The 24,281-nt window shown below is 71.7% G+C and carries 24 protein-coding genes; 14 read left to right on the top strand and 10 right to left on the bottom strand.

Annotated elements, in window-relative coordinates; genetic code table 11:
* Positions 1–18 precede the first annotated feature (18 nt).
* On the top strand, positions 19–1,008 hold the full coding sequence (locus ABTY98_RS01715) for an adenosine deaminase (protein WP_352218850.1): 990 nt from the start codon (positions 19–21) through the stop codon (positions 1,006–1,008).
* Here the strand turns inward: ABTY98_RS01715 and ABTY98_RS01710 are convergent.
* Both ABTY98_RS01710 and ABTY98_RS01705 read right to left on the bottom strand, forming a co-directional pair.
* The gene (locus tag ABTY98_RS01710; RefSeq protein ID WP_352218849.1) at positions 1,005–2,189 is read right to left on the bottom strand and encodes an MFS transporter; all 1,185 of its coding nucleotides are present in this window, start codon (positions 2,187–2,189) and stop codon (positions 1,005–1,007) included. The two genes, ABTY98_RS01715 and ABTY98_RS01710, sit on opposite strands and share 4 nt — an antisense overlap.
* A gap of 309 nt (positions 2,190–2,498) precedes the next feature.
* Positions 2,499–3,275, bottom strand: coding sequence for an IclR family transcriptional regulator (locus ABTY98_RS01705; RefSeq protein WP_352218848.1), 777 nt, complete (start codon positions 3,273–3,275; stop codon positions 2,499–2,501).
* Positions 3,276–3,374: 99 nt separating this feature from the next.
* Between ABTY98_RS01705 and ABTY98_RS01700 the strand changes: the two genes are divergently transcribed.
* From ABTY98_RS01700 to ABTY98_RS01690, 3 genes are all read left to right on the top strand, one after another.
* The gene (locus ABTY98_RS01700; protein WP_352218847.1) at positions 3,375–4,325 is read left to right on the top strand and encodes a 5-dehydro-4-deoxyglucarate dehydratase; all 951 of its coding nucleotides are present in this window, start codon (positions 3,375–3,377) and stop codon (positions 4,323–4,325) included.
* Entirely contained in the window at positions 4,322–5,611 is a 1,290-nt protein-coding gene (locus ABTY98_RS01695; RefSeq protein WP_352218846.1) for a glucarate dehydratase family protein, read from the top strand. Before ABTY98_RS01700 ends, ABTY98_RS01695 begins: the two co-directional genes overlap by 4 nt.
* A 94-nt stretch (positions 5,612–5,705) precedes the next feature.
* Positions 5,706–6,881, top strand: a complete 1,176-nt coding sequence (locus ABTY98_RS01690; RefSeq protein ID WP_352218845.1) for a carbohydrate kinase family protein — start codon at positions 5,706–5,708, stop codon at positions 6,879–6,881.
* Positions 6,882–7,051: 170 nt separating this feature from the next.
* Here the strand turns inward: ABTY98_RS01690 and ABTY98_RS01685 are convergent, their stop codons facing one another.
* Positions 7,052–7,741 carry an FAD binding domain-containing protein gene (locus ABTY98_RS01685; protein ID WP_352218844.1) on the bottom strand — a complete coding sequence of 230 codons (690 nt, stop codon included), beginning with the start codon at positions 7,739–7,741 and terminating at the stop codon, positions 7,052–7,054.
* Between the two features lie 251 nt (positions 7,742–7,992).
* On the opposite strand from ABTY98_RS01685, the gene ABTY98_RS01680 reads away from it, so the two are divergent.
* From ABTY98_RS01680 to ABTY98_RS01645, 8 genes are all read left to right on the top strand, one after another.
* Entirely contained in the window at positions 7,993–9,060 is a 1,068-nt protein-coding gene (locus ABTY98_RS01680) for a PhoH family protein (protein ID WP_352218843.1), read from the top strand.
* A 14-nt stretch (positions 9,061–9,074) separates the two neighbouring features.
* Positions 9,075–9,572, top strand: a complete 498-nt coding sequence (gene ybeY / locus ABTY98_RS01675; protein ID WP_093503180.1) for an rRNA maturation RNase YbeY — start codon at positions 9,075–9,077, stop codon at positions 9,570–9,572.
* A gap of 18 nt (positions 9,573–9,590) precedes the next feature.
* A complete protein-coding gene (locus ABTY98_RS01670; RefSeq protein ID WP_352218842.1) occupies positions 9,591–10,892 on the top strand; it encodes a hemolysin family protein in 1,302 nt (433 codons plus the stop codon).
* Positions 10,889–11,248 (top strand): MmcQ/YjbR family DNA-binding protein, encoded by a 360-nt coding sequence (locus ABTY98_RS01665; RefSeq protein ID WP_352218841.1) that lies wholly within the window; start codon positions 10,889–10,891, stop codon positions 11,246–11,248. The genes ABTY98_RS01670 and ABTY98_RS01665 overlap by 4 nt, the downstream gene beginning before the upstream one ends.
* Positions 11,249–11,299: 51 nt before the next feature.
* A complete protein-coding gene (locus ABTY98_RS01660; protein ID WP_352218840.1) occupies positions 11,300–11,650 on the top strand; it encodes a cytidine deaminase-like protein in 351 nt (116 codons plus the stop codon).
* A 493-nt stretch (positions 11,651–12,143) separates the two neighbouring features.
* Positions 12,144–12,614: a hypothetical protein gene (locus ABTY98_RS01655; protein ID WP_502994115.1), complete on the top strand. Its 471-nt coding sequence runs from the start codon at positions 12,144–12,146 to the stop codon at positions 12,612–12,614.
* Between the two features lie 166 nt (positions 12,615–12,780).
* The gene (locus tag ABTY98_RS01650) at positions 12,781–14,115 is read left to right on the top strand and encodes a beta-xylosidase (RefSeq protein WP_352218839.1); all 1,335 of its coding nucleotides are present in this window, start codon (positions 12,781–12,783) and stop codon (positions 14,113–14,115) included.
* A 110-nt stretch (positions 14,116–14,225) separates the two neighbouring features.
* The gene (locus ABTY98_RS01645; protein ID WP_352218838.1) at positions 14,226–15,284 is read left to right on the top strand and encodes a WxL protein peptidoglycan domain-containing protein; all 1,059 of its coding nucleotides are present in this window, start codon (positions 14,226–14,228) and stop codon (positions 15,282–15,284) included.
* On the opposite strand, the gene ABTY98_RS01640 is transcribed toward ABTY98_RS01645, so the two are convergent.
* Positions 15,178–15,516: a P-II family nitrogen regulator gene (locus tag ABTY98_RS01640; RefSeq protein ID WP_352218837.1), complete on the bottom strand. Its 339-nt coding sequence runs from the start codon at positions 15,514–15,516 to the stop codon at positions 15,178–15,180. The two genes, ABTY98_RS01645 and ABTY98_RS01640, sit on opposite strands and share 107 nt — an antisense overlap.
* Entirely contained in the window at positions 15,513–16,823 is a 1,311-nt protein-coding gene (locus tag ABTY98_RS01635) for an ammonium transporter (RefSeq protein ID WP_352218836.1), read from the bottom strand. The genes ABTY98_RS01640 and ABTY98_RS01635 overlap by 4 nt, the downstream gene beginning before the upstream one ends.
* Before the next feature lie 141 nt (positions 16,824–16,964).
* Between ABTY98_RS01635 and era the strand changes: the two genes are divergently transcribed.
* Positions 16,965–17,933: a GTPase Era gene (gene era, locus ABTY98_RS01630; RefSeq protein ID WP_352218835.1), complete on the top strand. Its 969-nt coding sequence runs from the start codon at positions 16,965–16,967 to the stop codon at positions 17,931–17,933.
* A 157-nt stretch (positions 17,934–18,090) separates the two neighbouring features.
* On the opposite strand, the gene ABTY98_RS01625 is transcribed toward era, so the two are convergent.
* A complete protein-coding gene (locus ABTY98_RS01625) occupies positions 18,091–18,939 on the bottom strand; it encodes a helix-turn-helix transcriptional regulator (RefSeq protein WP_352218834.1) in 849 nt (282 codons plus the stop codon).
* 122 nt (positions 18,940–19,061) lie between these two features.
* On the opposite strand from ABTY98_RS01625, the gene ABTY98_RS01620 reads away from it, so the two are divergent.
* Positions 19,062–19,919, top strand: a complete 858-nt coding sequence (locus tag ABTY98_RS01620) for an NAD-dependent epimerase/dehydratase family protein (RefSeq protein ID WP_352218833.1) — start codon at positions 19,062–19,064, stop codon at positions 19,917–19,919.
* Between the two features lie 213 nt (positions 19,920–20,132).
* On the opposite strand, the gene ABTY98_RS01615 is transcribed toward ABTY98_RS01620, so the two are convergent.
* The 4 genes from ABTY98_RS01615 to ABTY98_RS01600 form a co-directional block, all read right to left on the bottom strand.
* Positions 20,133–21,386, bottom strand: coding sequence for an MFS transporter (locus tag ABTY98_RS01615; RefSeq protein WP_352218832.1), 1,254 nt, complete (start codon positions 21,384–21,386; stop codon positions 20,133–20,135).
* Positions 21,383–22,723 (bottom strand): GH1 family beta-glucosidase, encoded by a 1,341-nt coding sequence (locus ABTY98_RS01610; RefSeq protein ID WP_352218831.1) that lies wholly within the window; start codon positions 22,721–22,723, stop codon positions 21,383–21,385. Before ABTY98_RS01610 ends, ABTY98_RS01615 begins: the two co-directional genes overlap by 4 nt.
* A gap of 71 nt (positions 22,724–22,794) precedes the next feature.
* On the bottom strand, positions 22,795–23,061 hold the full coding sequence (locus ABTY98_RS01605; RefSeq protein WP_352218830.1) for a protealysin inhibitor emfourin: 267 nt from the start codon (positions 23,059–23,061) through the stop codon (positions 22,795–22,797).
* A gap of 21 nt (positions 23,062–23,082) precedes the next feature.
* Complete coding sequence (locus ABTY98_RS01600; RefSeq protein ID WP_352218829.1) at positions 23,083–24,144, bottom strand: M4 family metallopeptidase; 1,062 nt, start codon at positions 24,142–24,144, stop codon at positions 23,083–23,085.
* Positions 24,145–24,281: the final 137 nt, after the last annotated feature.

The raw sequence follows: 24,281 nt of genomic DNA, 5'->3' as shown, positions 1-24,281 counted from the left end.
CGGCCGTACCATGCTTTGATGCCCCTCCCCAAAGCTGAACTGCACCTCCACATCGAAGGCACCCTGGAACCGGAGCTGGCTTTCCGGCTCGCCGCACGCAACGGCGTCGAGCTGCCGTACGCGGACACCGACGCCCTCCGCGAGGCCTACCGGTTCAAGGACCTCCAGTCCTTCCTGAACCTGTACTACGAGCTCATGACCGTCCTGCGCACCGAGCAGGACTTCGAGGACCTCGCCGACGCCTACCTGGCCCGGGCCGCGGCGCAGGGCGTACGGCACGCCGAGATCTTCTTCGACCCGCAGGCGCACATCGCCCGGGGCGTGCCCCTGCGCACGGTCGTCGAGGGGCTGTGGCGGGCACTGGGCAGCAGCGCCGAGGACCACGGGATCTCCACCCGGCTGATCATGTGCTTCCTGCGGGACGAGTCCGCCGACTCGGCGCTGGAGACGCTGGAGGCCGCGCGGCCCCACCTCGACCGGATCACCGGGATCGGGCTGGACTCGGCCGAGGTCGGGCATCCGCCGGCCAAGTTCCGCGAGGTGTACGAGGCCGCCGCCGAACTCGGGCTGCGGCGCGTGGCACACGCCGGTGAGGAGGGGCCGCCCGCCTACATCACCGAGGCGCTGGACGTGCTCGGCGTGGAGCGCGTCGACCACGGGCTGCGCTGCATGGAGGACGCGGACCTGGTCGCCCGTCTGGTGCGGGAGCGGATCCCGCTGACGCTGTGCCCGCTGTCGAACGTGCGGCTCCGGGCGGTCGACGTGCTCGCCGAGCACCCGCTGCCGGCGATGCTCGACGCGGGCCTGCTGTGCACGGTCAACTCCGACGACCCCGCCTACTTCGGCGGTTACGTCGAGGACAACTTCCGCGCGGTCGCCGACACCCTGGGCCTGTCCGAGGAGCGGCTGCGGGAGCTGGCCCGCAACTCCTTCGTCGCGTCCTTCCTGGAGGACGACGAGGAACTGCGGGCCCGGTACCTCGCCGAGGTGGACGCCTACGAGTTCTAGGCGGCGACGTCCAGCTGCACCGTCGCCTCGGTGAGCGCCGGGTGGGTCGTGGTGACGGTGGTGGGCCTGCGCCGCAGCGCCACCGCCGTCAGCGGCACCGCGACCGCCAGCAGGCCCACCGCCAGGACCGTCCCCATCGCCGGGAAACCGGCCCGGGCCGCCAGCAGGCTGCCGGTCATCGGGCCGACGGCCGTCCCCAGCGACGACGCCGACCCGACCAGCACCGCCCAGCGGCCCCGCGGGTCCAGCGAGGCGGCCAGGCCGATGACGTACGACAGGACGACCGGGTAGAGCAGGTTCCAGGCGATCTCGCCGGACGCGAACGTCGTCAGGTCCGTGGCGGACGCGCTGAGCGCGATACAGCCCGCGATCAGTACGGTGCCGAGGCCGATCGGCAGGGCCTGCCCGACCCGTGGGCCGAGCGCGCCCGCCCCGACCACGCCCAGCAGGCCGGCGCCGAGCGCCACCGCGAACACCACGCCGACGGTCACCTCGCCGAGATGCGCCTGCGTCAGGCCGATCCGGCCGCTCACGCCCCACAGCGAGTTCTGCGCGGCCGACCAGCACGGCATCGCGGCGGCCAGCAGCAGCCCCGGGCGGAGGTGCGGGAGCCGGGAGCCGGTCGCGGTGCGGGGGAGGGCCTGGGTGGTACGGGGGGACAGCCGGGCGGTGAGCGGCCACACCGCCAGCGCGGTGAACGCGATCGCGGCGAGGGGCTGCGCATGGCCGGGACCGAGATGCGGGACCGTCAGATAGACGGCACCCGCGAGGGCGGAGACGCCGAGCAGGCCGAGGGTGGTGGTGCGGTGCGGGTCCCGCTGCGCGGCGATGCCGGTGGCGGCGACGGCGGTGACCGTGCCGGAGCCGAAGCCGCCGACGGCCGCGCCGGCTACGACCGCCGGGACATGGGTGGTGAGGGCGGCGCCGCCGTAGCCGAGGACGGCGAGGAGGAGGCCGGCGCGGGCGAGGGTGCGGGGGCCGATGAGGTCCACGCGCGACGCCAGCAGGAAGCCGGCCGTCGCGGAACTCAGCAGCAGGACACTGCCGATGGCGCCGGCCTGGGTGGCGGAGACGGGGAGCCCCGATTCGAGCCTGCCGACGGTGGTCGGGAGCAGGTACGGGGCGAGATACCCGGCCGTGAAAAGGGCGACGAGGGGCCAGGGGGTGGTGCGGGCGAACACGGGCGTTCCCAGGGCGTGCGAAAGAAGCGACGGAAGAAGGGGGTTGGGCGCAGGCCGTCGACGGACAGGAACGCGCGGGGAATTTGTATCAAGTGGGGGAGGGCGGAAGAAGAGCGGGGGGTGTGATGTGGGTCATGTGGGGTTTTGGGGGCGGAGGGAGGGGTAGGAGCGCCGCGCGCCGTAGGGGTCAGGTGCGGTGGCGAGCGCGGGTGAGTGGGGCCCTGTCGCGCGGTTCCTCGCGTCCCTTGAGCCGACTGCCGAGCCGCGTGTCGACAGGCGGGCCCCGCCTCTGGAAGAAGACGAGCCCGGTCAGCGCCAGTTGACCGTGCCGCCCGTCGGCGCTGATTCGATGCGGGTTCGGATTTCGCGCATCACCGTGACGATCCGGTCCTCGTGCTCCGGCGTCAGACGCGCCACCGGCACCGAGCAGCTGATCGCGTCCTGGGCCGGGCTGTCGTAGTGCAGGGCGAAGCCGAAGCCGATGATGCCCACGACGCCCTCCTCGCGGTCGATCGAGTAGCCGCGGCCGCGGATCTCGGCGAGGTCGGCGGTGAGCGACTCGCGGGTGGTGTGGGAGTTGGGGGTCAGGGGCTCGTACGGGCCCTCGGGAAGGTCTTCGGCGGGGCGTTCCGCGAGGAGTGCCTTGCCCAGTGCGCCCACATGGGCCGGCAGCCGTCGGCCCACCCTGCTGATCGTGCGCAGGTATTCGTGTGACTCCCGCGTAGCCAGGTACGCCACGTTCCGGCCGTCCAGGCGGCCCAGATGGATCGTCTCGCCCAGCGCCTGCGACGCCTCGTCCAGGTAAGGGCGCACCAGGCGGACGCGCGGGTCCGAGACCAGGTAGTTCGTGCCGGTCAGCAGGGTGCGGATGCCGACGCCGTAGAGGGAGCCGGTCGTGTCGGTGCGCACCCAGCCCCTTGTGATCAGCGTCTGGAGCAGGGCGTACATCGAGCTGCGCGGGACCCCGAGTTCGTCCGCCAGTTCCTGGAGGCGGGCCGGGCGGTCGCCGCGGGCCGCGAGCAGCTCCAGCAGCTCCACCGTGCGCGCCGCGGACTTCACCTCACGGACGCCTGCTGTCTCGGGCATGTGCAGATCGTAAGGGGGCGGGGCGGTGTGCGCCGTTGACGGGGGGTGTTCGCATATCTAGTCTTTGTTTTTATACGTGGATGACGTCTACATGGGGAGATGGATTCGGTGACCGGACAGCCGGAGGGCGTGGTGCGGAGGCTGCGGGACGGGATGGCGGGCGGGGTGCTGTCGTTCCCGCTCACCGCCTTTCACGCCGACGGGTCCCTGGACGTGGACGGATTCCGGGAGTACCTCGGCGGGCAGCTGGCCGCCCGGCCCGGTGCGCTCTTCCCGGCCTGCGGGACGGGGGAGTTCTTCTCGCTGGACGAGGACGAGTACCGGCAGGTCGTGGCCGTCGCGGTCGAGGAGGCGGGTGGGCGGATGCCTGTCGTCGCCGGGGTGGGGTACGGCTGGGCGCAGGCCGTGCGGTTCGCCCGTGTCGCCGAGGAGGCCGGGGCCGACGCCCTGCTCGTGCTGCCGCACTACCTCGTCGCCGCCCCGCAGAACGGACTGGTCGCCCAGCTGGAGCAGATCGCGGCCCGGACGTCCCTTCCGCTCATCGCCTACCAGCGCGGGCAGGTCGCCTACACGGCCGGCTCGTTGATGCGGATCGCCCGGATCCCCGGCGTCATCGGGCTCAAGGACGGGCACAGCGACCTCGACCGGCTCCAGCGGCTCACCCTCGCCGCCCCGGAGGGCTTCCTCTTCTTCAACGGCGCCGCCACCGCCGAGATCCAGGCCCGCGCCTACGCCACCGTCGGCGTCCCCGCCTACTCCTCCGCCGTGCACGCCTTCGCTCCCGAGATCGCCGACGCCTTCTTCGACGCGCTGGGCGCCGGCGACCACGGCACGGTCGACAAGCTGCTGCGCGACTTCTATGTGCCGTTCGTCGAACTCCGTGACCGCGTCCCCGGATACGCCGTGTCCCTCGTCAAGGCGGCGGCCCGGCTGCGCGGCCGCCCCGTCGGCCCGGTCCGCGCCCCGCTCACCGACCCCTCGGCCGCCGATCTCGCCGACCTCAGGGCCCTGCTGACCGCCGGACTCGACCTCGTAGGAGCCTCCCTGTGAACCTCACGATCACGGACGTCCGCCTCACGCCGATCCTGGTCGCCGATCCGCCGCTGCTGAACACGCAGGGCGTCCACCAGCCGTACACGCCCCGGCTGATCGTGGAGGTGGAGACCGCCGACGGGGTGGTCGGGACAGGCGAGACCTACGGCGACACCAAGTACCTGGAGCTGGCCCGGCCGTTCGCCGAGAAGCTGCGGGGCCGGCCGGTCAGTGATCTGAACGGGCTGTTCGCCGTCGCCGACGAGGTCGCCGTGGACGCGGCCAGGGTGTCCGGGCAGGTCGACGTCGGCGGGCTGCGCGGTGTCCAGACCGCCGACAAGCTGCGGCTGTCCGTGGTCTCCGGCTTCGAGGTCGCCTGCCTGGACGCCCTCGGCAAGGCGCTCGGGCTGCCCGTGCACGCCCTGCTCGGCGGGAAGGTGCGCGACTCGGTCGAGTACAGCGCGTACCTGTTCTACAAGTGGGCCGCGCACCCGCAGGGAGTGCCGGCGGAGCCGGACGGCTGGGGGGCCGCGCTCGACCCGGCCGGGATCGTCGCGCAGGCCCGCCGCTTCACGGAGCGGTACGGCTTCACCTCCTTCAAGCTCAAGGGCGGTGTCTTCCCGCCCGACGAGGAGATCGCGGCCGTACGGGCGCTGGCCGAGGCGTTTCCCGGGCACCCGCTGCGGCTCGACCCGAACGGCGCCTGGTCGGTGGAGACCTCGCTGAAGGTCGCGAAGGAACTCGGGGACGTCCTCGAATACCTGGAGGACCCAGCGCTCGGCACCCCGGCCATGGCCGAGGTCGCGGTGGGCACCGACGTGCCGCTCGCGACCAACATGTGCGTGACGACCTTCGGCGAGATCCAGGGGGCGTTCACCCGCGGTGCCGTCCAGGTCGTCCTCTCCGACCACCACTACTGGGGCGGGCTGCGCAACACCCAGCAACTGGCCGCCGTCTGCCGCACCTTCGGCGTCGGCGTCTCCATGCACTCCAACACCCACCTCGGGATCAGCCTGGCCGCGATGACCCAGGTGGCCGCGACCGTCCCGAACCTCCACCACGCCTGCGACTCCCACTACCCCTGGCAGTCCGAGGACGTACTCACCGAACGGCTCGTCTTCGAGGGCGGCCGGGTCGCCGTCTCCGACGCGCCGGGCCTGGGCGTCGAACTCGACCGGGAGCGGCTGCGGCCGCTGCACCAGCGGTGGCTGGACGACGACGGAACGCTCCGCGACCGCGACGACACGGCCGCGATGCGGGTGGCCGAGCCGGGGTGGACCACACCGGCCGTGCCGCGCTGGTAGGGGCGCTCGTCCGGGCGGTCGTACGGCGAGACGCCGCCGCTCCCACGACATGGTGCAGACTGACCGGATCCGCACCACGTCCAGGGAGCGCACCGTGACCGCGTCCAACGCGTTCGCCGGAGAGGAACCCGAGTACCTCGGCGACGACAGGGGAGCAACGACACCGCACTGCGTCGCGCAGGTCGACCCGCTGGCCGGCCTGCGCGTGCCGGACGATCCGCCCTGGGACGTCTACCTCACCGGCACCGTCTTCCTCGACATCATCTTCACCGGCCTGGACTCCGCCCCCGTGCGCGGCACCGAGTCCTGGGCCCGGGGCATGGGCTCCAGCCCCGGCGGCATCGCCAACATGGCCACCGCCCTCGCCCGGCTCGGCCTGAAGACCTCCCTCGCGGCGGCCTTCGGCGACGACCACTACGGCGAGTACTGCTGGGACGCCCTCGAACAGGGCGAGGGCATCGACCTCTCCCCCTCGCGGACCGTACGCGGCTGGCACTCGCCGGTCACCGTCTCCATGGCGTACGAAGGCGAGCGGACCATGGTCTCGCACGGCCACGAGCCGCCCGCCGACACCCTGTTCCGGCAGCAGAACGCCCCCGGCCACCCGGCACACGCGCGTGCCGCCGTCGCCTCCCTCACGCCCGGCAAACGCAACCCCTGGATCGCCAAGGCCGCCGCCGAAGGCACCCGGATCTTCGCCGACGTGGGCTGGGACGAAACCGGCGCATGGGACCTGGCGGGGCTCGCCGATCTCGAACACTGCGAGGCGTTCCTGCCGAACGCGGAGGAGGCACGGCGGTACACCGGCGCCGACTGCCCGCGGGCCGCGGCCCATGCCCTCGCCGAGTACGTTCCGCTCGCCGTCGTCACCCTCGGGGCGGAGGGGGCCTACGCGGTCGACGGGCGGACCGGCGAGTCCGCGGAGGTCCCGGCGATCGCCGTGGAGGCCCTCGACCCGACCGGCGCGGGCGATGTCTTCGTCGCCGGGTTCGTCACCGGCACCCTTGCAGACTGGCCGCTGGCCGACCGCCTCGCCTTCGCGGGCCTCACGGCAGCGCTCTCCGTCCAGGAGTTCGGCGGCTCCCTGTCCGCACCCGGCTGGTCGGAGATCGGGGCGTGGTGGCGGAAGGTCCAGTCGGTGGAAGGCCAGGACCCGACGGCGCTGCGACGGTACGCGTTTCTGGAGGGGCTGGTGCCGGAGGAGGACCAGGTGAGGCCGTGGCCCCTGCGGAGAGCGGTACCGACGATCGGCTTCGGCCGGACGGCGTGACGGTCGCGGGTGCGGGTGCGTGGGGGCTGGGGGTTTCGCTCACCGGCGCTTGCGGGGTGCCGCCTGCGCCCACCCGTGCCGCCCCAGCGGCACGACTGCCCGCAGGCTGGGTGGCGCCCCTTCAGGGGCGCGGGGAACTGCGCGATCGGCCCCCACCGGCCCGCAGCCGACTACCCTCCGAGCACCCGGGAAACCTGCTCCCGCAAGAGCGACCGTCCTCCCTTCGAAACGCCCGACAACGCCCCGGCGAACAGTTCTTCCACCCCGCCCCCCGCGGCGCCCATACTCCCGCTGCTCAGCTCGTACCCCTCCCGCACGGCGACCCGCAGCACACCCTCCGTGTCCACCGCCGCCGCGGCGATCGTCGGCACCTCGCCGCCCGCCGGGTCCGCGACCTTCGCGTACGCCCCGGTCACCGGCTCCCGCCAGCGCAGCGCCAGCAGCACCGGCGCCTTCGCCTCCAGCTCGGACAGGTCCACCTCGTACACCCCGTCCGCCGTGAGCACCTCGGCCCACGCGTCCAGCACGATCGCCGCCGGCAGCAGATCCCGCAGACTCGACCCGGCGATGTTCCCGCCCACCGTCGCCGTCCGGCGCACCGCGCCCGTGCCGACCCCCTTCGCCGCCTTCCGCAACACCTCCGGAACCCGGTCGTCCACCTGGTGCAGAAGCACCGCACCCCCCAGCACGCCCTGGCCGATCGCCGTCGCCTCCGGCACCTTCCGCAGGGACACCGCCTGTTCCGGGAAGCCGTCCCGCTGCCAGGCGGCCCATACGAGGGTCGCACCGCCGACGGGTATCGCCCCCTCGGCCAGACATTCCCGGGCCTCGGACACGGACGTGGGCAGACGCAGCAGCACGGCTACCTGCTTTCTGGACGGACAGGTGGCGTGGAGCGGACGCGGCCCCCCGACCACGCATGGCAGTGACGGCCCGGATTCTGCCCCGGCGTGCCGGAGCGCATGCAGGGCTCATGGCCGCACCGGGGGCGCCTTTCGCTGTGAAAAGGCCTACGGCGTTGTCAGTCCCGCGTCGTACGCTTGGTATCGCGAGGCCGCCCTCAGCTACGCGGCCGTGAAGAGGAGGAACCGCAGGCCTTAAGCGCCGGCCCATGACTCAGACACCCACAGCTCACACTCCCGCGCAGCAGCAGGCCCGAGCTCAGTTCGAGGTTCCCGCCCAGCACCCGATGGTCACCGTGCTGGGATCCGGCGACTCCCTGCTGCGCGTGATAGAGAAGGCCTTCCCGGCGGCCGACATCCATGTCCGGGGCAATGAGATCAGCGCGGTCGGCGATGCCCGTGAGGTCGCCCTCATCCAGCGCATGTTCGACGAGATGATGCTGGTGCTCCGCACCGGGCAGCCGATGACGGAGGACGCAGTGGAACGCTCGATCGCCATGCTGCGGGCGAGCGAGAACGGGGAGGGCCCGGAGGAGACCCCGGCCCAGGTTCTGACACAGAACATCCTGTCCTCGCGCGGCCGCACCATCCGCCCCAAGACCCTCAACCAGAAGCGGTACGTCGACGCGATCGACAAGCACACCATCGTGTTCGGCATCGGACCCGCCGGTACCGGCAAGACCTACCTGGCCATGGCCAAGGCGGTGCAGGCCCTGCAGTCCAAGCAGGTCAACCGCATCATCCTGACCCGGCCGGCGGTCGAGGCGGGCGAGCGGCTCGGCTTCCTGCCGGGCACGCTCTACGAGAAGATCGACCCCTACCTGCGGCCGCTGTACGACGCGCTGCACGACATGCTCGACCCGGACTCGATCCCGCGGCTGATGGCGGCCGGGACGATCGAGGTGGCGCCGCTGGCGTACATGCGTGGCCGTACGCTCAACGACGCCTTCATCATTCTCGACGAGGCCCAGAACACCTCGCCCGAGCAGATGAAGATGTTCCTCACCCGGCTCGGCTTCGAGTCGAAGATCGTGATCACGGGTGACATCACCCAGGTCGACCTGCCCAACGGGACGAAGTCCGGTCTGCGCCAGGTGCAGGACATCCTGGAGGGCGTGGAGGACGTGCACTTCTCCCGGCTGTCGTCCCACGATGTCGTACGGCACAAGCTGGTGGGCCGTATCGTCGACGCGTACGAGCAGTACGACAGCGAGCACGGCACGGAGAACGGCACGCACCAGGGCGGCCGCTCGAAGTCCGGGCACAAGGGGAAGTAGACAAGCACAGCGCCATGTCGATCGACGTCAACAACGAGTCCGGAACCGAGGTCGACGAGCAGGCGATCCTCGACATCGCCCGCTACGCCCTCGCGCGGATGCGCATCCACCCGCTCTCCGAGCTCTCGGTGATCGTCGTGGACGCCGACGCCATGGAGCAGCTGCACATCCAGTGGATGGACCTGCCCGGGCCGACCGATGTCATGTCCTTCCCGATGGACGAGCTGCGGCCGCCGTCGAAGGACGAGGACGAGCCGCCGCAGGGGCTGCTCGGCGACATCGTGCTCTGCCCGGAGGTCGCCGCCAAGCAGGGGGCCGAGGCCGACACACAGCACTCCATGGACGAGGAGCTCCAGCTGCTCACCGTCCATGGAGTGCTGCACCTGCTCGGCTACGACCACGAGGAGCCCGACGAGAAGGCCGAGATGTTCGGTCTGCAGGCGGCCATCGTGGACGGCTGGCGCGGGGAGCGGGGCCTGACCGGTCCCTCCCCGGCGCCGACGGTCTCCTAGCCGGGTGGTCGTCTTCATATGAGTCCGCAGATCGTCGCCGGAGCGATCGCGCTGGTCGTCGTGGCGTGGCTGGCCGCCTGCGCCGAGGCCGGTATCGCCCGCGTCTCCAGCTTCCGCGCCGAGGAGGCCGTGAAGTCCGGGCGGCGCGGCAGCGCCAAGCTCGCCCAGATCGCCGCCGACCCCACCCGCTACCTCAATGTGGCGCTGCTGGTCCGCGTCGCCTGCGAGATGGCCGCCGCGGCCCTGGTCACCTATGCCTGCCTCGAGGCGATCCCGGCCACCTGGGAGGCGCTGCTCGCCGCGATCGGCGTGATGGTGCTCGTGTCGTACGTCGCCGTCGGTGTCTCCCCGCGCACCATCGGCCGCCAGCACCCGCTGAACACGGCGACGGCCGCCGCGTACATCCTGCTGCCGCTGGCCAGGATCATGGGCCCGATCCCGAACCTGCTGATCCTCATCGGCAACGCCCTCACCCCCGGCAAGGGCTTCCGGCGCGGCCCGTTCGCCTCCGAGGCCGAACTGCGCGCCCTGGTCGACCTCGCCGAGAAGGAGTCGCTGATCGAGGACGACGAGCGCCGGATGGTGCACTCGGTCTTCGAGCTCGGCGACACCCTCGTCCGCGAGGTCATGGTCCCGCGCACGGACCTGGTGGTCATCGAGCGGTACAAGACCATCCGCCAGGCCCTCACCCTCGCCCTGCGCTCGGGATTCTCGCGCATCCCCGTCACCGGGGAGAGCGAGGACGACATGGTCGGCATCGTGTATCTCAAGGACCTGGTCCGCAAGACGCACATCAGCCGGGACGCCGAGTCCGACCTGGTCTCCACCGCCATGCGGCCCGCGTTCTTCGTGCCCGACACCAAGAACGCCGGCGACCTGCTGCGCGAGATGCAGAAGGAACGCAACCACGTCGCCGTCGTCATCGACGAGTACGGCGGCACGGCCGGGATCGTCACCATCGAGGACATCCTCGAGGAGATCGTCGGCGAGATCACCGACGAGTACGACCGTGAACTTCCGCCCGTCACCGACCTCGGCGACGACCGCCACCGGGTCACTGCCCGCCTCGACATCACGGATCTCGGCGAGCTGTACGGCCTGGACGAGTACGACGACGAGGACGTGGAGACCGTCGGCGGACTGCTCGCCAAGGCGCTCGGCCGGGTGCCCATCGCGGGCGCCTCCGCCCAGGTGGAACTCCCCGACGGCCGCAGGCTGGCCCTGACCGCCGAGGCCGCCGCCGGCCGCCGGAACAAGATCGTGACCGTGCTGGTGGAGCCGGTGCCCGTGGCCGACGACCCGAAGGACGAGCCCGAGTGACCCCCGAGCGGCTCCGCGCCTTCTGTCTCTCCTTCAACGCGGCGGAGGAGGACTTCCCGTTCGGCCCGGACGCCTCCGTCTTCAAGGTGCTGGGCAAGATGTTCGGTCTGAGCCGCCTGGACGCCCGCCCGTTGACGATCAACCTCAAGTGCAACCCGGAGGACGCGATCCGCCTCCGCACCGACCACGAGGGCCTGATCATCCCCGGCTACCACATGAACAAGCGCCACTGGAACACCGTGACCGTGGACGGTGACCTCCCCGACCGGCTGGTGAAAGAGCTGATCGAGGACTCGTACGACCTGGTCGTCGCCGGTCTCCCGAGAGCGGAGAGGCTACGGCTGGACCGACCGTGAAGCGGGTGGCCTGGCTGTCTGACCGAGTCAAGTTGTTCGTATGCTCGGGGCATGACCGAGAGCAGTGGGCTTGATGCCGAGGACCGCAAGATCGTCACCCTGGCCCGTTCGGCGCGGGCCCGTAACGGGGTGCCCGAGGGGGCGGCCGTGCGGGACTCGACGGGGCGGACGTATGTGGCCGGGACCGTGGAGCTGGCCTCGCTGAAGCTGAGCGCACTGCGGACGGCGGTGGCGATGGCGGTGGCGTCGGGGGCGGAGTCGCTGGAGGCGGCGGCGGTGGTGAGCGGGGCCGGAGAGGTTGACGCCGGGGACTTGGCCGCGGTGCGGGATCTCGGGGGGCCGGGGACGCCGGTGCTGCTGGCGGGGCCGGACGGAGAGGTGCGGCTCACTGTCGTGGCCTAGGGGTCTTGCCCACCCGGCCGCCCGACTCGGTCCGCTGAGAAGCGAAGGCCTGATTGACTCCGTCGGTTGGGGGCGGGGGATTGCTGACTCGGGTGGGTGGGGGTACGGGGGCGGGTGCGGCGTCGTCGTGGTTGCTCGCGCAGTTCCCCACGCCCCTGACGGGGCGCCTCAGCCGGTCCCACCTCCAGGGGCGCGGGGAACTGCGCGATCAGCCCCCCCCACGCACCAGCACCTGCACCACCGCCGCAACCCCCCTCGGCCCTGCTCCCCGGCCGCAGCCAACCCCCTTCGGTCAGCCGCCGCAGGCAGGTCGGCCGGAATTCAACTTTGGCGGTCTGTTTCTCTCGCGTATCAATGGGACGTAGGTTCCGACGGACCGTCAGATCTGGGCGGGCGTCAGATCCGGCGCCCCGCGGTGTGACCGCATCCACCCGGACCGGGGTCGCCATCCCCACATGGCATTCCCACGTAACGGGAAGGGAGCCCGATCTCCATGAAACGCTTGACCACCGGTGCGGCACTCGCGGCGGGGGCCCTCGCCGCCACGGCGCTGGCCTTCGCACCCTCGGCCGCCGCCGTCACCCCGACCACCGCCACCGTCACCGCCAGCTGCGGCATCTTCGGCGGCGGCGCGGCCACCCTCACCGCGACCCAGAGCGGTACCTCGTCCACCCTCACCCTCACCTCCAGCGCGATCACCGCCCCGCTCGCCCTGTCCGCGAACAGCATCACCTCCACGCTCACCATGGCCAACTCCACCGGTTCCGCCCGCGTCTTCAGCGGGACCGTCAACCCGGCCATGGCGGCCGGCGACCCGGTCACCGTCGGTCCGCTCCCCGGCACCGTGGCCTCCGGTGACAGCCTCGACTTCCACGGCGGCTCGCTGAAGATGGTCATCTTCGGTGTCACCGTCACCTGTACGTCGAGCGCCGCCCAGTCGCCCGGACCGTTCGTCATGAGCTGACCGGTACGCGCCCTCGGGTGAGTGATCCGTTCCGGATGCCGCAGAAGCTGATGAACCGTCAGATTTCTGCGGCATCTCCATTGACTTCTCACGCGCCCTCCACATCAATGGCCCCCTGTCGGCGCAGAGGAGCCGCTGCGCCCGCAACCCTCAGGAGGGGGCATCCATGGGTTCACCCCCAAGATCACGAAGATCCCGACGGTGGCGCTGGATCTCACTGTTCGGGGCGACCGCGCTCGCGGTCATGACGGGGGGCGCGCTGGCCTGTCCGGCCGGTGCCGCCGGGACGAACGTCGACTTCGCCACGCACTGCATCCCGCCCGCCGTCGCGGGCCTCCCGCCGATCGACGGCACCACCACCGCGAGCATCTCGGTGGACGACACCACCCCCAAGGTCGGCGACACGGTCACCGTGACCTACACCGTGGTCACGCCCGCCGCCAACAACCCCACCGCCCTCGCCCTGCCGGCCGACATCATGACGCCGACGGGCAAGGTGACGCTGGGCGGCGCGCAGACCGGGGGCGTCACGGTCACCGGGCCGAAGAAGAACGACCCGGTGCCCGGCCACGGGACCTTCCCGTCGTTCTCCATGACCGGGACCTTCACGGTCACCTCGCCGGGTGCCATCACCCTCTCGCCCGGCGACTACAACATCCACACCAGCTACATCCTGGAGCTGGACACCCCCTGCACGGTCACCAACCCGCCCGCCCCGGTGTCGGAGACCGTCACGGCGACCGACTCGACCCCGGTCAACAACCGTGCCATCAGCCTCGACAAGGCCTCCGGGAACCCCGGTGACAGTGTCACCGTCAGCGGGCAGAACTTCACACCCGGCGCGACCGTCACGCTCGCCGGACGGTCCGGGAGCAGCCAGACCGCGGACACGGCGACCGCGACCGCGGGCTCCGACGGTTCCTTCAGCGCCCCGATCACCGTCAACGACAAGACGACGACCGGGATCGTGGCCTACGAGGGGAGTGCGTGGAGCGACACGTCGGGGGCCGGTCCCGCCGCCTACGCCGTCAACGACACCACGCCCGTGCCGGACGGGAGCCAGAAGCTGACGACCACCGTCAAGGCGGGGACCCTGTCCATGTCCCAGGCCGGGGACTCCGTCGCGCTGTCGGCGGTCGACTTCGGGCAGGGCGGCGCGTCGACCGGCGCGCTGCAGACGGTCACCGTCAAGGACTTCCGTGGCGGACCGGCCGGCTGGTCGCTCACCGGCAAGGTCACCGACTTCACCGGTCCCGGCGCCAAGATCGACGCCGGGAAGCTCAGCTGGACCCCGTCCTGTGCGACCAAGGCGGGCAGCCCGAGCACCTGTGCGGCCGGTTCCGCGGGCGCCGTCGGCGGTTCCGGAGCGACCCTCGCGTCGACCGCGGACTCCACCCTCACCGGCGGTGAGTTCACCGTCGGCGCCGGACTCTCCCTGGACGTACCGGCGTTCACCCCTCCGGGGTCGTACTCCGGAGTCCTCACCCTGACGCTCACCTGAGCCAACTCCCCTGTGGCGACCGGGCTTTCGTCCATGAAGGTCTTTCACCGAAGGCCTTCAGGAACAACCCGGTCGCCACCCGAACCGCTTCCGACCGGGGGTCCGCACCCATGCGTCGCGTCAAGCCGTATGCCCTCCTCCTGAGCCTGCTCCTCGGACTCCTCTGCACGGCAACTCCCGCGCACGCCGCCGACAACGGCAGCTGGTCCGTCTACCCGGTCGCCTCCAGGATCGCGGCGCGGCCGTACTTCTATCTCTCCCTCGACCCCGGGCAGACGATCACCGACAAGGTGGCCGTCGCCAACAAGACCGGCCAACCGCTCACCTTCCGGCTGTACGCGGCCGACGCCTACAACACCGCGCGCGACGGCGGGTTCGCCGTCCGGACGGTGAAGGAGCGGATGCGGGGGGTGGGGGCCTGGGCGAGGATCGCGAAGACGCGGGTCACCGTGCCACCGCACAGGACGGTCGCCGTTCCCTTCACCCTGCGGGTGCCCCAGGGCGCCGAACCCGGTGACCATCCCGGGGCGATCGTGGCGCTGGACGAACGCGTCGATCCGGGGGCGGGCGCCCTCGCACTCGGTGTGCAGCGGGCCGTCGGCGCCCGGGTCTATCTGCGGGTGAGCGGGCCGACGCTCCCGGCCGTCGCCGTCGAGAACGTGCACCTCACCCACCACCAGCCGCTGATGCCCGGCCTCGGAGACAGCACGGCGACCGTCTCCTACACCCTGCACAACACGGGGAACGTGACGTTGAACCCCAAGGTGCGGCTGCGGGCCGAGGGGCTCTTCGGCCGTACGCTGCTCGCCCGCGACCTCACCCGGATCCCCTCCGAGCTGCTGCCGGGGGAGCGCGTGCGGCTCGCCGCGGCCTGGCACGACGCGCCCCAACTCGACTGGGGAGACGTGACGTTGACGGCCAGCGCGACCGGCACCAAGGAGTCGGCGAGTACGTCGTTCCTCGCGCTGCCATGGCTGGTGGTGGGGCTGGCCTTCGCCGCCGGGGTGGCGGGCGGTGTGCTGTTCGCCCGTGCGCGCCGGGGCCGCGGTCTGCCGCGGCTGCTCAGAGGGCGTCGGGGCCGCGTTCGCCCGTCCGCACCCGTACGACCGTCTCCACCGGCACCGCCCACACCTTCCCGTCCCCGATCTTCCCCGTCTGCGCGGCCCTGACGATCGCCTCGATCACGGGCTCGGAGTCGGCGTCCTCGACGACGACCTCGATACGGACCTTGGGGACCAGGTCGACCTGGTACTCGGCACCGCGGTACACCTCGGTGTGGCCGCGCTGCCGGCCGTACCCGCTGGCCTCGGTCACGGTCAGGCCGTGCACCCCGATCTCCTGGAGGGCGGTCTTCACCGCGTCGAGGCGGTAGGGCTTGACGATCGCGGTGATGAGCTTCATGGCTGGGTCTTGACCTTCTGGGCGGAGGGGAGGACGGACGCGCTGACCGGGGCGCCATGGCCGAGGACCCCGTGATCGTAAGCGGTCTCGGCGTGCACCGTAAGGTCCAGTCCGGTGTGCTCCTGCTCCTCGCTCGCCCGGAAGCCCAGCGTCCTGTCCAGCAGCTTGCCGAGGCCGTACGTCACCGCGAACGCGTACGCCGCCACGGCCACGACCGCCACCGCCTGCCTGCCCAGCTGGGCGAGCCCGCCGCCGTAGAAGAGGCCCTCGGCGCCGCCGGTCATGGCCTTCTGCGCGAACAGGCCGATGAGGAGGGTGCCGATGACACCGCCGACCAGGTGGACGCCGACGACGTCGAGCGAGTCGTCGTAGTTCAGCCTGAACTTCCAGGAGACCGCGTACGAGCAGACCACGCCAGCGGCGAGCCCGACGACCAGCGCGCCGAGCAGCGAGACCGAGCCGCAGGACGGGGTGATCGCGACCAGGCCGGCGACGGCGCCGGAGGCGGCGCCCAGGGTGGTCGGGTGGCCGTCGCGCTTCTGCTCGACGAAGAGCCAGCCCAGCAGGCCCGTGCAGCCGGCGGCCATGGTGTTGAGGAAGGCGGCGGCCGCGAGACCGTTGGCGCCGAGCGCGCTGCCCGCGTTGAAGCCGAACCAGCCGAACCAGAGCAGACCGGCGCCCAGGATCACCATCGGGAGGTTGTGCGGACGCATCGCGTCCTTCTTGAAGCCGAGCCGCGGGCCGAGGACCAGGCAGAGCGCCAGCCCGGAGGCGCCGGAGGTGATCTCGACGGGCAGACCGCCCGCGAAGTCCAGGGCGCCGAGGCCGTGCAGGATCCAGCCACCCGGGCCCCACACCCAGTGCGCCACCGGAACGTATACGAGCAGCGCCCACACCGGCACGAACACCAGCCACGCCCCGAACTTCGCCCGGTCCGCGACCGCACCGCTGATCAGCGCCGCCGTGATGATCGCGAAGGTGAGCTGGAAGGTGGCGAAGAGGAGAGTGGGGACCGTGCCCTGGACGCTGTCCGGGCCGAGCCCGTGCATCCCGGCGTGCTCGAGCCCGCCGACGAGCCCCGCCCCGGCGTCCGAGCCGAAGGCCAGCGAGTAGCCGCCCGCCAGCCACACCACCGTCACCAGCGCGATCGACACGAAGCTCATCATCAGCATGTTGAGGACGCTCTTCGTACGGACCATGCCGCCGTAGAACAGGGCCAGGCCCGGGGTCATCAGCAGGACCAGGGCGGTGGCGGCGAGCAGCCAGGCGGTGTCGCCGGTGTCGGCGTGCGCGGCGGCGAGGATCACGGGCGTCTCCAACGTCGTGGGGCTCGTCAGAGGTTCACCGGAACGCGTTTCCGGTCGCATACGGCTGTGTTTCCGTGACGTTTCGTTGCCTCGGGGTTACCGAAATCTCACGGTGCGGCGGGGTGTCGTGGATCAGGGAGAATGGGGGGCATGAGCGTTCGCAGCCAGTCAACCGAGCCGTCGGAATCGTCGGAGGCCGTCCACCGGGCGGGCTTCGCCTGTTTCGTCGGGCGCCCCAACGCGGGCAAGTCCACCCTCACGAACGCTCTGGTCGGGCAGAAGGTGGCGATCACCGCGAACCAGCCGCAGACCACGCGGCACACCGTACGCGGCATCGTGCACCGGCCGGACGCCCAGCTGATCCTGGTCGACACCCCGGGCCTGCACAAGCCGCGCACCCTGCTCGGCGAGCGCCTCAACGACGTGGTCCGCACCACCTGGGCCGAGGTCGACGTGATCGGCTTCTGCCTGCCGGCGAACGAGAAGCTCGGCCCCGGTGACCGCTTCATCGCCAAGGAACTGGCCGGGATCCGCAAGACCCCGAAGATCGCGATCGTCACCAAGACCGACCTGGTCGACTCCAAGACCCTCGCCGAGCAGCTCATCGCCATCGACCAGCTGGGCAAGGAGCTGGGCTTCGAGTGGGCGGAGATCGTGCCGGTGTCGGCGGTCGGCGACAAGCAGGTGAGCCTGCTGGCCGACCTGATCGTGCCGCTGCTGCCGGAGGGCCCGGCCCTCTACCCGGAGGGCGACCTCACGGACGAGCCCGAGCAGGTCATGATCGCGGAACTCATCCGCGAGGCCGCGCTCGAAGGCGTCCGCGACGAGCTGCCGCACTCCATCGCCGTCGTGGTCGAGGAGATGCTCCCCCGCCCGGACCGCCCCGCCGACAAGCCCCTTCTCGACATCCACGCCAACCTTTTCATCGAACGCCCCAGCCAGAAGGGCATCGTCATCGGCCCCCAGGGCAAGCGCCTGAAGGAGGTCGGCATCAAGAGCCGCAAGCAGATCGAGGCGCTGCTCGGCACCCCGGTCTTCCTCGACCTGCACGTGAAGGTCGCGAAGGACTGGCAGCGGGACCCGAAGCAGTTGCGGCGGCTGGGGTTCTGAGGGGGCGCGTCGCGGGAACGAAGTGGTGGGCGAGACCGCTGCCCTTCGTGGCCCCTTCCGAGGACCGCACAGGGGCCCGAGGCGCGACGTCGTGAACCACTGGTCACGCCCCGGCAGAAACAGCGCAGACCCGGCCACGGAGAACTGCGGTGGTGGGTCAGGACCGGGTGGGGGTCATGTCCTGCAAACCCACCACCCGTAGCAGTCGCAGACGTTCGTAGGACTCCGTGCCCGGGCGGGCCGTGTGGATGACCAGGTGCTGGTGGGTGCCGGCGTTGAGGAGGACCTCACAGTCCAGCTCCAGGAGGCCGACGGAGTGATGCAGGAAGCGTTTTGTCGATGCGCGGCGGACCGCCACCTCGTGGTCCGCCCAGAGACGGGCGAACTCCTCGCTGCCCGCGAGTAGTTCGGCCACGAGCGCGGTGGGGACCGGGTCGGTGGGGCGGGCCGCGGCCACCGCGCGGAGGTTCGCCACGTGTTCGCGGGCCCGCGCGGGCCGGTCCTCCGGCGGGAACACGTCGCGGGTCGCCGGGTCGAGGAAGTAGCGGCGCAGCAGGTTGCGTTCGCGCGGCGGGCGGGCCAGGACGTCACCGCTCAGCGCCCGTGACAGCGCGTTCTGGGCCAGGACCTCGCCGTAGTCGGTCGTCACCAGCGCCGGGGTGTCGTGCAGCCGGTCCAGCACCAGCAGCAGACCCGGGCGGACGTGCGTGGAGGCCGCCTCCCGGCGTGGGGGTTCCTCGCCGGCCAGGTGGAACAGGTGGTCGCGTTCGTCCTCCGTCAGGCGCAGCGCGCGGGCGAGTGCCGTCAGCATCTGGCGGGACGGGCGTGGGCCCCGGGACTGTTCGAGGCGCGTGTAGTAGTCGGCCGACATGCCCGCCAGCGACGCCACCTCCTCGCGGCGCAGGCCCGGGGTGCGGCGGCGGGCGCCGGGGGCCAGGCCCACGTCGGTGGGGTCCAGGCGGGTGCGGGCGTGGCGCAGGAAGTCGGCCAGTTCGGGGCGGTTCACCCCTCCAGGGTGGCCCGGACCGGCCGGCTTATCCAGGGACTGCCGGTCCCCTGATCGGGAGGTCTCTCCCGACCGTGCCGCGGGAGGACGAGGGTGGTGGCACCAGAGCGAAGGAGAAGGTCATGATCACTCTTGTCACCGGTACGACCGGGCAGGTCGGGCGGCGGTTCGTGCCCAGGCTGCTCACGCAGACCCGGCCGGGGGAGGGGGTACGGGTGCTGGTGCGGGACGCGGCCCGTGGGGAGCCGTTCGCCGAGCTGGGCGCCGAGGTCGTCGTCGGCGACCTGCGGGACGAGGAGGCGCTCGGCAAGGCCGTCGCAGGGGTGGACGCCGTCGTGAACGTCGCGGCCTCTTTCCGCGGAGTGCCCGACGAGGAGGCCTGGGCCGTCAACCGGGACGCGGCGGTGGCCCTGGGGCGGGCCGCGGTCTCCGCCGGCGTACGACGGTTCGTGCAGGTCAGCACCGGGCTCGTGTACGGCACCGGGCGCGGCCGCCCGCTGACCGAGGACGACGAGAGCCTGCCGGGCGGTGAGATGTGGGGCGCCTACCCGGAGGCCAAGGCGGTCGCCGAGCGTGAGCTGCTCGCGCTGGAGGGCGGCATGGAGGTGCGGATCGGGCGGCTGCCCTTCGTCTACGGCGAAGGGGACCCCCACCTCGCCAACTCCCTGCGCTGGGCCGCGCACTGGGCGCCCGCCCAGCGGCTCCAGATGGGCCACCACGCCGATGTCGCGCAGGGGCTGATGCGTCTCCTGTACGCACCGGCGGTGAACGGTCCGGTCCACAACATCGCCGACGACGCCCCCGTCACGACCGTGGAGCTGTACCAGCTCAACGGCGTCGAGGTGCCCGCGGACCTGCACACCCGCACCGACCGCGACCCCTGGTTCGGGATCATGTCGACGCAGAAGATCCGCCGGGACCTCGGCTTCCGGCCGATCTACCCGAGCGTCTGGGCCGCCCGGGACGCAGGCGCCCTGTAGGGCCGGTCTGACAATTCCCGTCTGCCTCGCGACGCCATGCACGCACTCTCGCCGCACCGGGCGCAGACCCGAGTACGTCCAGTACGAGGGCCTACGCCCGGCAACTCCCCCAGCCTCCGGCCGGGGGGACCCCAGAGCACGCACCTGACGCCGCGAGGCCGCCCTCCGGGCGACGACGGGAATCGTCGGACAGGCCCTGGCCGACTCGATGCCCTAGTCGACGCCCCTGATCCGCCCCACCAGTCGCGCCCCCGCCAGCCCGATCACCGCCGCCGCCAGGTAGAGCACCCGGTAGCCGCCCAGGTAGGTCACGATCGGCGCGGCGAGGGCGGGCGCCGCGACCTGGGGCAGGGCGTTGGCCACGTTGATGACGCCGAGGTCCTTGCCACGGTCCAGGGCCTTCGGCAGGACGTCCGTCATCAGGGCGAAGTCGACCGAGGTGAACACACCGAAGCCGATGCCCAGGAAGGCCGCCGCGACGATCGCCCCCGGCCAGGTCTGCCACGCCGACAGCAGCGCCGTCGCCGCCGCCATCAGCATCCCCGACCAGACCACGAACGGCTTGCGCCGGCCCACCCGGTCCGACCAGACCCCGCCGACCACGACCGTCGCCATCAGCGTCAGCCCGTTCACCGCCGTCAGGATCAGTACGCCCTGGTCGGGGTCGTGGTAGTGGAGGCGGTCGCGCAGGTAGTACAGCAGGTACAGCAGCACCAGCGCATTGCTGAGGTTGATCAGGAAGCGAGTCAGCCAGGCCCACCCCAGGTCGGGATGGCGGCGCGGGCTCAGCCAGAAGCCGGCCAAAAAGCCCCGCCGGGACCAGGCCGGCCGGTCCTCCGGCGCCAGCCGTAGATCCGGGTGGCGGAGCACGTACGGCAGCACGCCGACCGCCGTGAACACCGCGCACGCCGCATAGCCCGCCCCTATGCCCCCGGCGGCCGTCGCCAGCCCCGTGCCGCCGACCACCCCGAGGATCTGCGCCGCCCCCAGCCAGCCGCCCACCGAACCCCGCTGGCGCCGCGGCACCCGGTCCGGGACCGCGGCCGTCACCGCCGCGAACGCCGCGTTCAGCGTCAGCTGGACCAGACACCAGCCCAGCATCATCGTCCACATGCCACCGGCGACCGCGAGGAGCAGCAGCGACAGCGCCCCGCCCGCCGTGCCGGCGACGATCCACGGCGTACGGCGGCCCCAGCGGGACGTCGTACGGTCCGACAGCGCGCCGAAGACCGGGTTCGCCGCCAGCGACACCACCGCGCCGACGCCCGTCACCCACGCCAGCATCGTCTCCTTCGACACCCCGGAGCCGGGCGCGAAGTCCTTGGCCTGGGAGGCGAGGAGAATCTGGAGGGGGCCGTACCAGCCGACCCAGATCGCTCCGTTGGCGAGGGAGAGCGCCGACGTCCAGCCGCGGCCGACCTTCTCGGCCGGTTCCGCCAGGGCGGCAGGCGGCCGCGTCGTCGTCATCTCTGTGCCCGGAGTCTCTGTGCCCGGAGCAGGTTCCGGAACCAGCCGTACGACGACTTCGGCGTCCGCGCCCGGGTGTCGTAGTCCACGTGGACCAGGCCGAAGCGGCGCGCGTACCCCTCCGCCCACTCGAAGTTGTCCAGCAGCGACCAGACAAAGTAGCCGCGCACGTCCACCCCGGCCTCGACCGCCCGGTGCAGCGCGCGGATGTGGCCGTCGAGGTAGGCGATGCGGTCCTGGTCGTCGACGCCCTCGTAGGAGCAGCCGTTCTCGGTGATGACGATCGGCGGGAGCCGGTCACCGTAGCGGTCCCGGAAGCCGGTGAGGAGTTCCGTCAGGCCCTCCGGGACCACAGGCCAACCGAAGTCGGTCACCGGGACGTCCTCGATGTCCTGGACGGAGAAAGGAAGTTCGGCGGGGAGGGTGAGTCCGCCGAACTCGATCTCGGTGCCCTGCGGGGCGCCCACCTTCGTCGGGGCGTAGTAGTTGACGCCGTACCAGTCGAGCGGCTCGGCGATCACCTTCAGGTCCGCGGCGACATCGCCCGGCATCAGGTCGCCCATGCCCTCCGGGTACTCGCCCAGCAGGACCGGCTCCGCGAACAGGCGGTTGAGGAGGAGGTCGTAGAAGCCGGCCGCCTCCAGGTCCGGCTGCTCCTGGGAGGCCGGCCAGGTGGGGCCGTGGGAGTTGGCGATGCCGATGTCGGCGGCGCCGGCCGCGCGCAGCGCCCGTACGGCCAGACCGTGGGCGAGGAGCTGGTGGTGAGCGGCCGGGAGCGCGTCGAACATCAGCCGCTCGCCGGGGGCGTGGGCGCCCAGGGCGTGGCCGAACAGGGTGTGCTCGGCGGGCTCGTTGAGGGTGATCCACTTCTGCACCCGGTCGCCGAGCCGGTCCGCGACCGTCGAGACGTGGTCGGCGAAGCGCGCGGCGGTGTCCCGGTCCAGCCAGCCGCCCTTCTCCTGGAGGGCTACCGGCAGGTCCCAGTGGAAGAGGGTCGGGACCGGCCGTACGCCCGCCGCACACAGTTCGTCCACCAGCCGGTCGTAGAAGTCCAGGCCGCCCTCGGAGCGCACCCTCGGCCAGGAGACCGAGAAGCGGTACGCGTCCACGCCCAGGCCGGCCAGCAGGGCCACGTCCTCGCGGTAGCGGTGGTAGTGGTCGCAGGCCACCGCCGCCGTCGAGCCGTCCTTGATACGGCCCGGCTCGGCCGAGAACACGTCCCACACGGAGGGCTCGCGCTCGTCGGCCGCGCCCTCGATCTGGTGGGCCGAGGTCGACACACCCCAGAGGAAGCCGTCGGGGAACCGGGGTATCGGATGGACCGCGTCAGTCGCCATGGCCGGGATCATCCTTACCACCGGTAACGGAAGTCAACGTCCGGACGTGAACTACCCGTTACCGACGCCGTTTAGGCGCCCTCCTTCAACACCCGTGAGATCAGCTCGCGTTGCTCGGACGTCAGCCGCGGATCGGCCGCGTACACCGTCCGCCCGTCCACCGTGATCCGGTACGCGAACCCGTCCGGCACCCCGGGCGGCGGCGTGCCCCGGCCGGCCGCGAGCGCGTGCTCGGCCAGGGCCTGCCACTCATGGGCGTCGGGCCGCCCCGAGGTGTCCACCTCGGCGCTCCGCTCGATGCCCGCGAACCCGCCCGTACGCCTCACCTGAATACGCATGGGTCCCTGTGTAGTACGGGGTCAGCCGGTCTGCACACCCACCTGGGCCCACGCCTTGAGGACCGCCTCGGTCTCCTCGCCCTCCTCGAAGCGGGCCTTGGCCGCCGCCACGGTGAGCTTCGCGAAGTCCGTGAAGAGGGCGTCCGACCGCAGTTCGCCGCCGGTGAGCACGTCGTACCAGATCCGCCCGGCCCGCTCCCAGGCGTTGCCGCCGAGGGCGGTGGCGAGGAGGTAGAAGGCGTGGTTGGGGATGCCGGAGTTGATGTGGACGCCGCCGTTGTCCCGGTTGGTCTTCACGTACTCCCCCATGGTCGCGGGCTGCGGGTCCTTGCCGAGACGGGGGTCGTCGTACGCCGTGCCCGGGGCCTTCATCGAGCGCAGGGCCACGCCGTGCACGCCCGGGGCGAGCAGGCCCTCGCCGATCAGCCAGTCCGCCTGGTCGGCGGTGTGGCCGAGGGAGTGCTGCTTGATGAGCGAGCCGAAGACATCCGAGACCGACTCGTTGAGGGCGCCGGACTGGCCGTAGTACTCCAGGTTGGCGGTGTACTGGGTGACGCCGTGGGTGAGCTCGTGGCCGATGACGTCGACGGAGCTGGTGAAGTCGGTGAAGATCTGCCCGTCGCCGTCGCCGAACACCATCTGCTCGCCGTTCCAGAAGGCGTTGTCGTAGTCGACGTCGTAGTGCACGGTCGCGTCGAGCGGCAGCCCCTCGCCGTCGACGGAGTCCCGCTCGTACGCCTTCAGGTACAGGTCGAAGGTGGCGCCGAGGCCGGCGTAGGCGCGGTTGACACCGGCGTCCTGGCCGGGCTCGGAGCCCTCGTCGCGGACCTTGGTGCCGGGCAGGTCGGTGCCGTGCCCGGCGTCGTAGATCGTGCGGTGCGGGGTGCCGGTGGCGGCGGCGGCCGGCACGACGGCGCCGCGGACCGTGGTGATCCGGCGGCGGGTGCGCTGCGCGGCGTCCTGCTGCAGGGTGCGCAGGGCGGCGTCGGCGAGCGTCCGGTCCTCGTGGGTGGCGAGGTGGTCGAGGATGTGCGGCGGCACGATCGTGCAGAAGACGGGCCTGTAGCCCCCGTTGGTCGTCATGGACCGCACGATTGCACTGTGTTAGCTCTCTGTCACTAGGTGCAACCATGATTGGTGAAATATGGGGATGCTTTCGCCGTGGGTGGTTGCGCTGTGCTACGGCCTGCGGGCCGGTGGGGGCTTGTCGCGCCCACGCG

Origin of the sequence: Streptomyces sp. NPDC096040 (genome assembly GCF_040303265.1) — a bacterium.
Taxonomy (GTDB): Bacteria; Actinomycetota; Actinomycetes; order Streptomycetales; family Streptomycetaceae; genus Streptomyces.
Note: the sequence above shows the minus strand (reverse complement) of the source record. Positions and strands in the feature narration are given on the sequence as shown.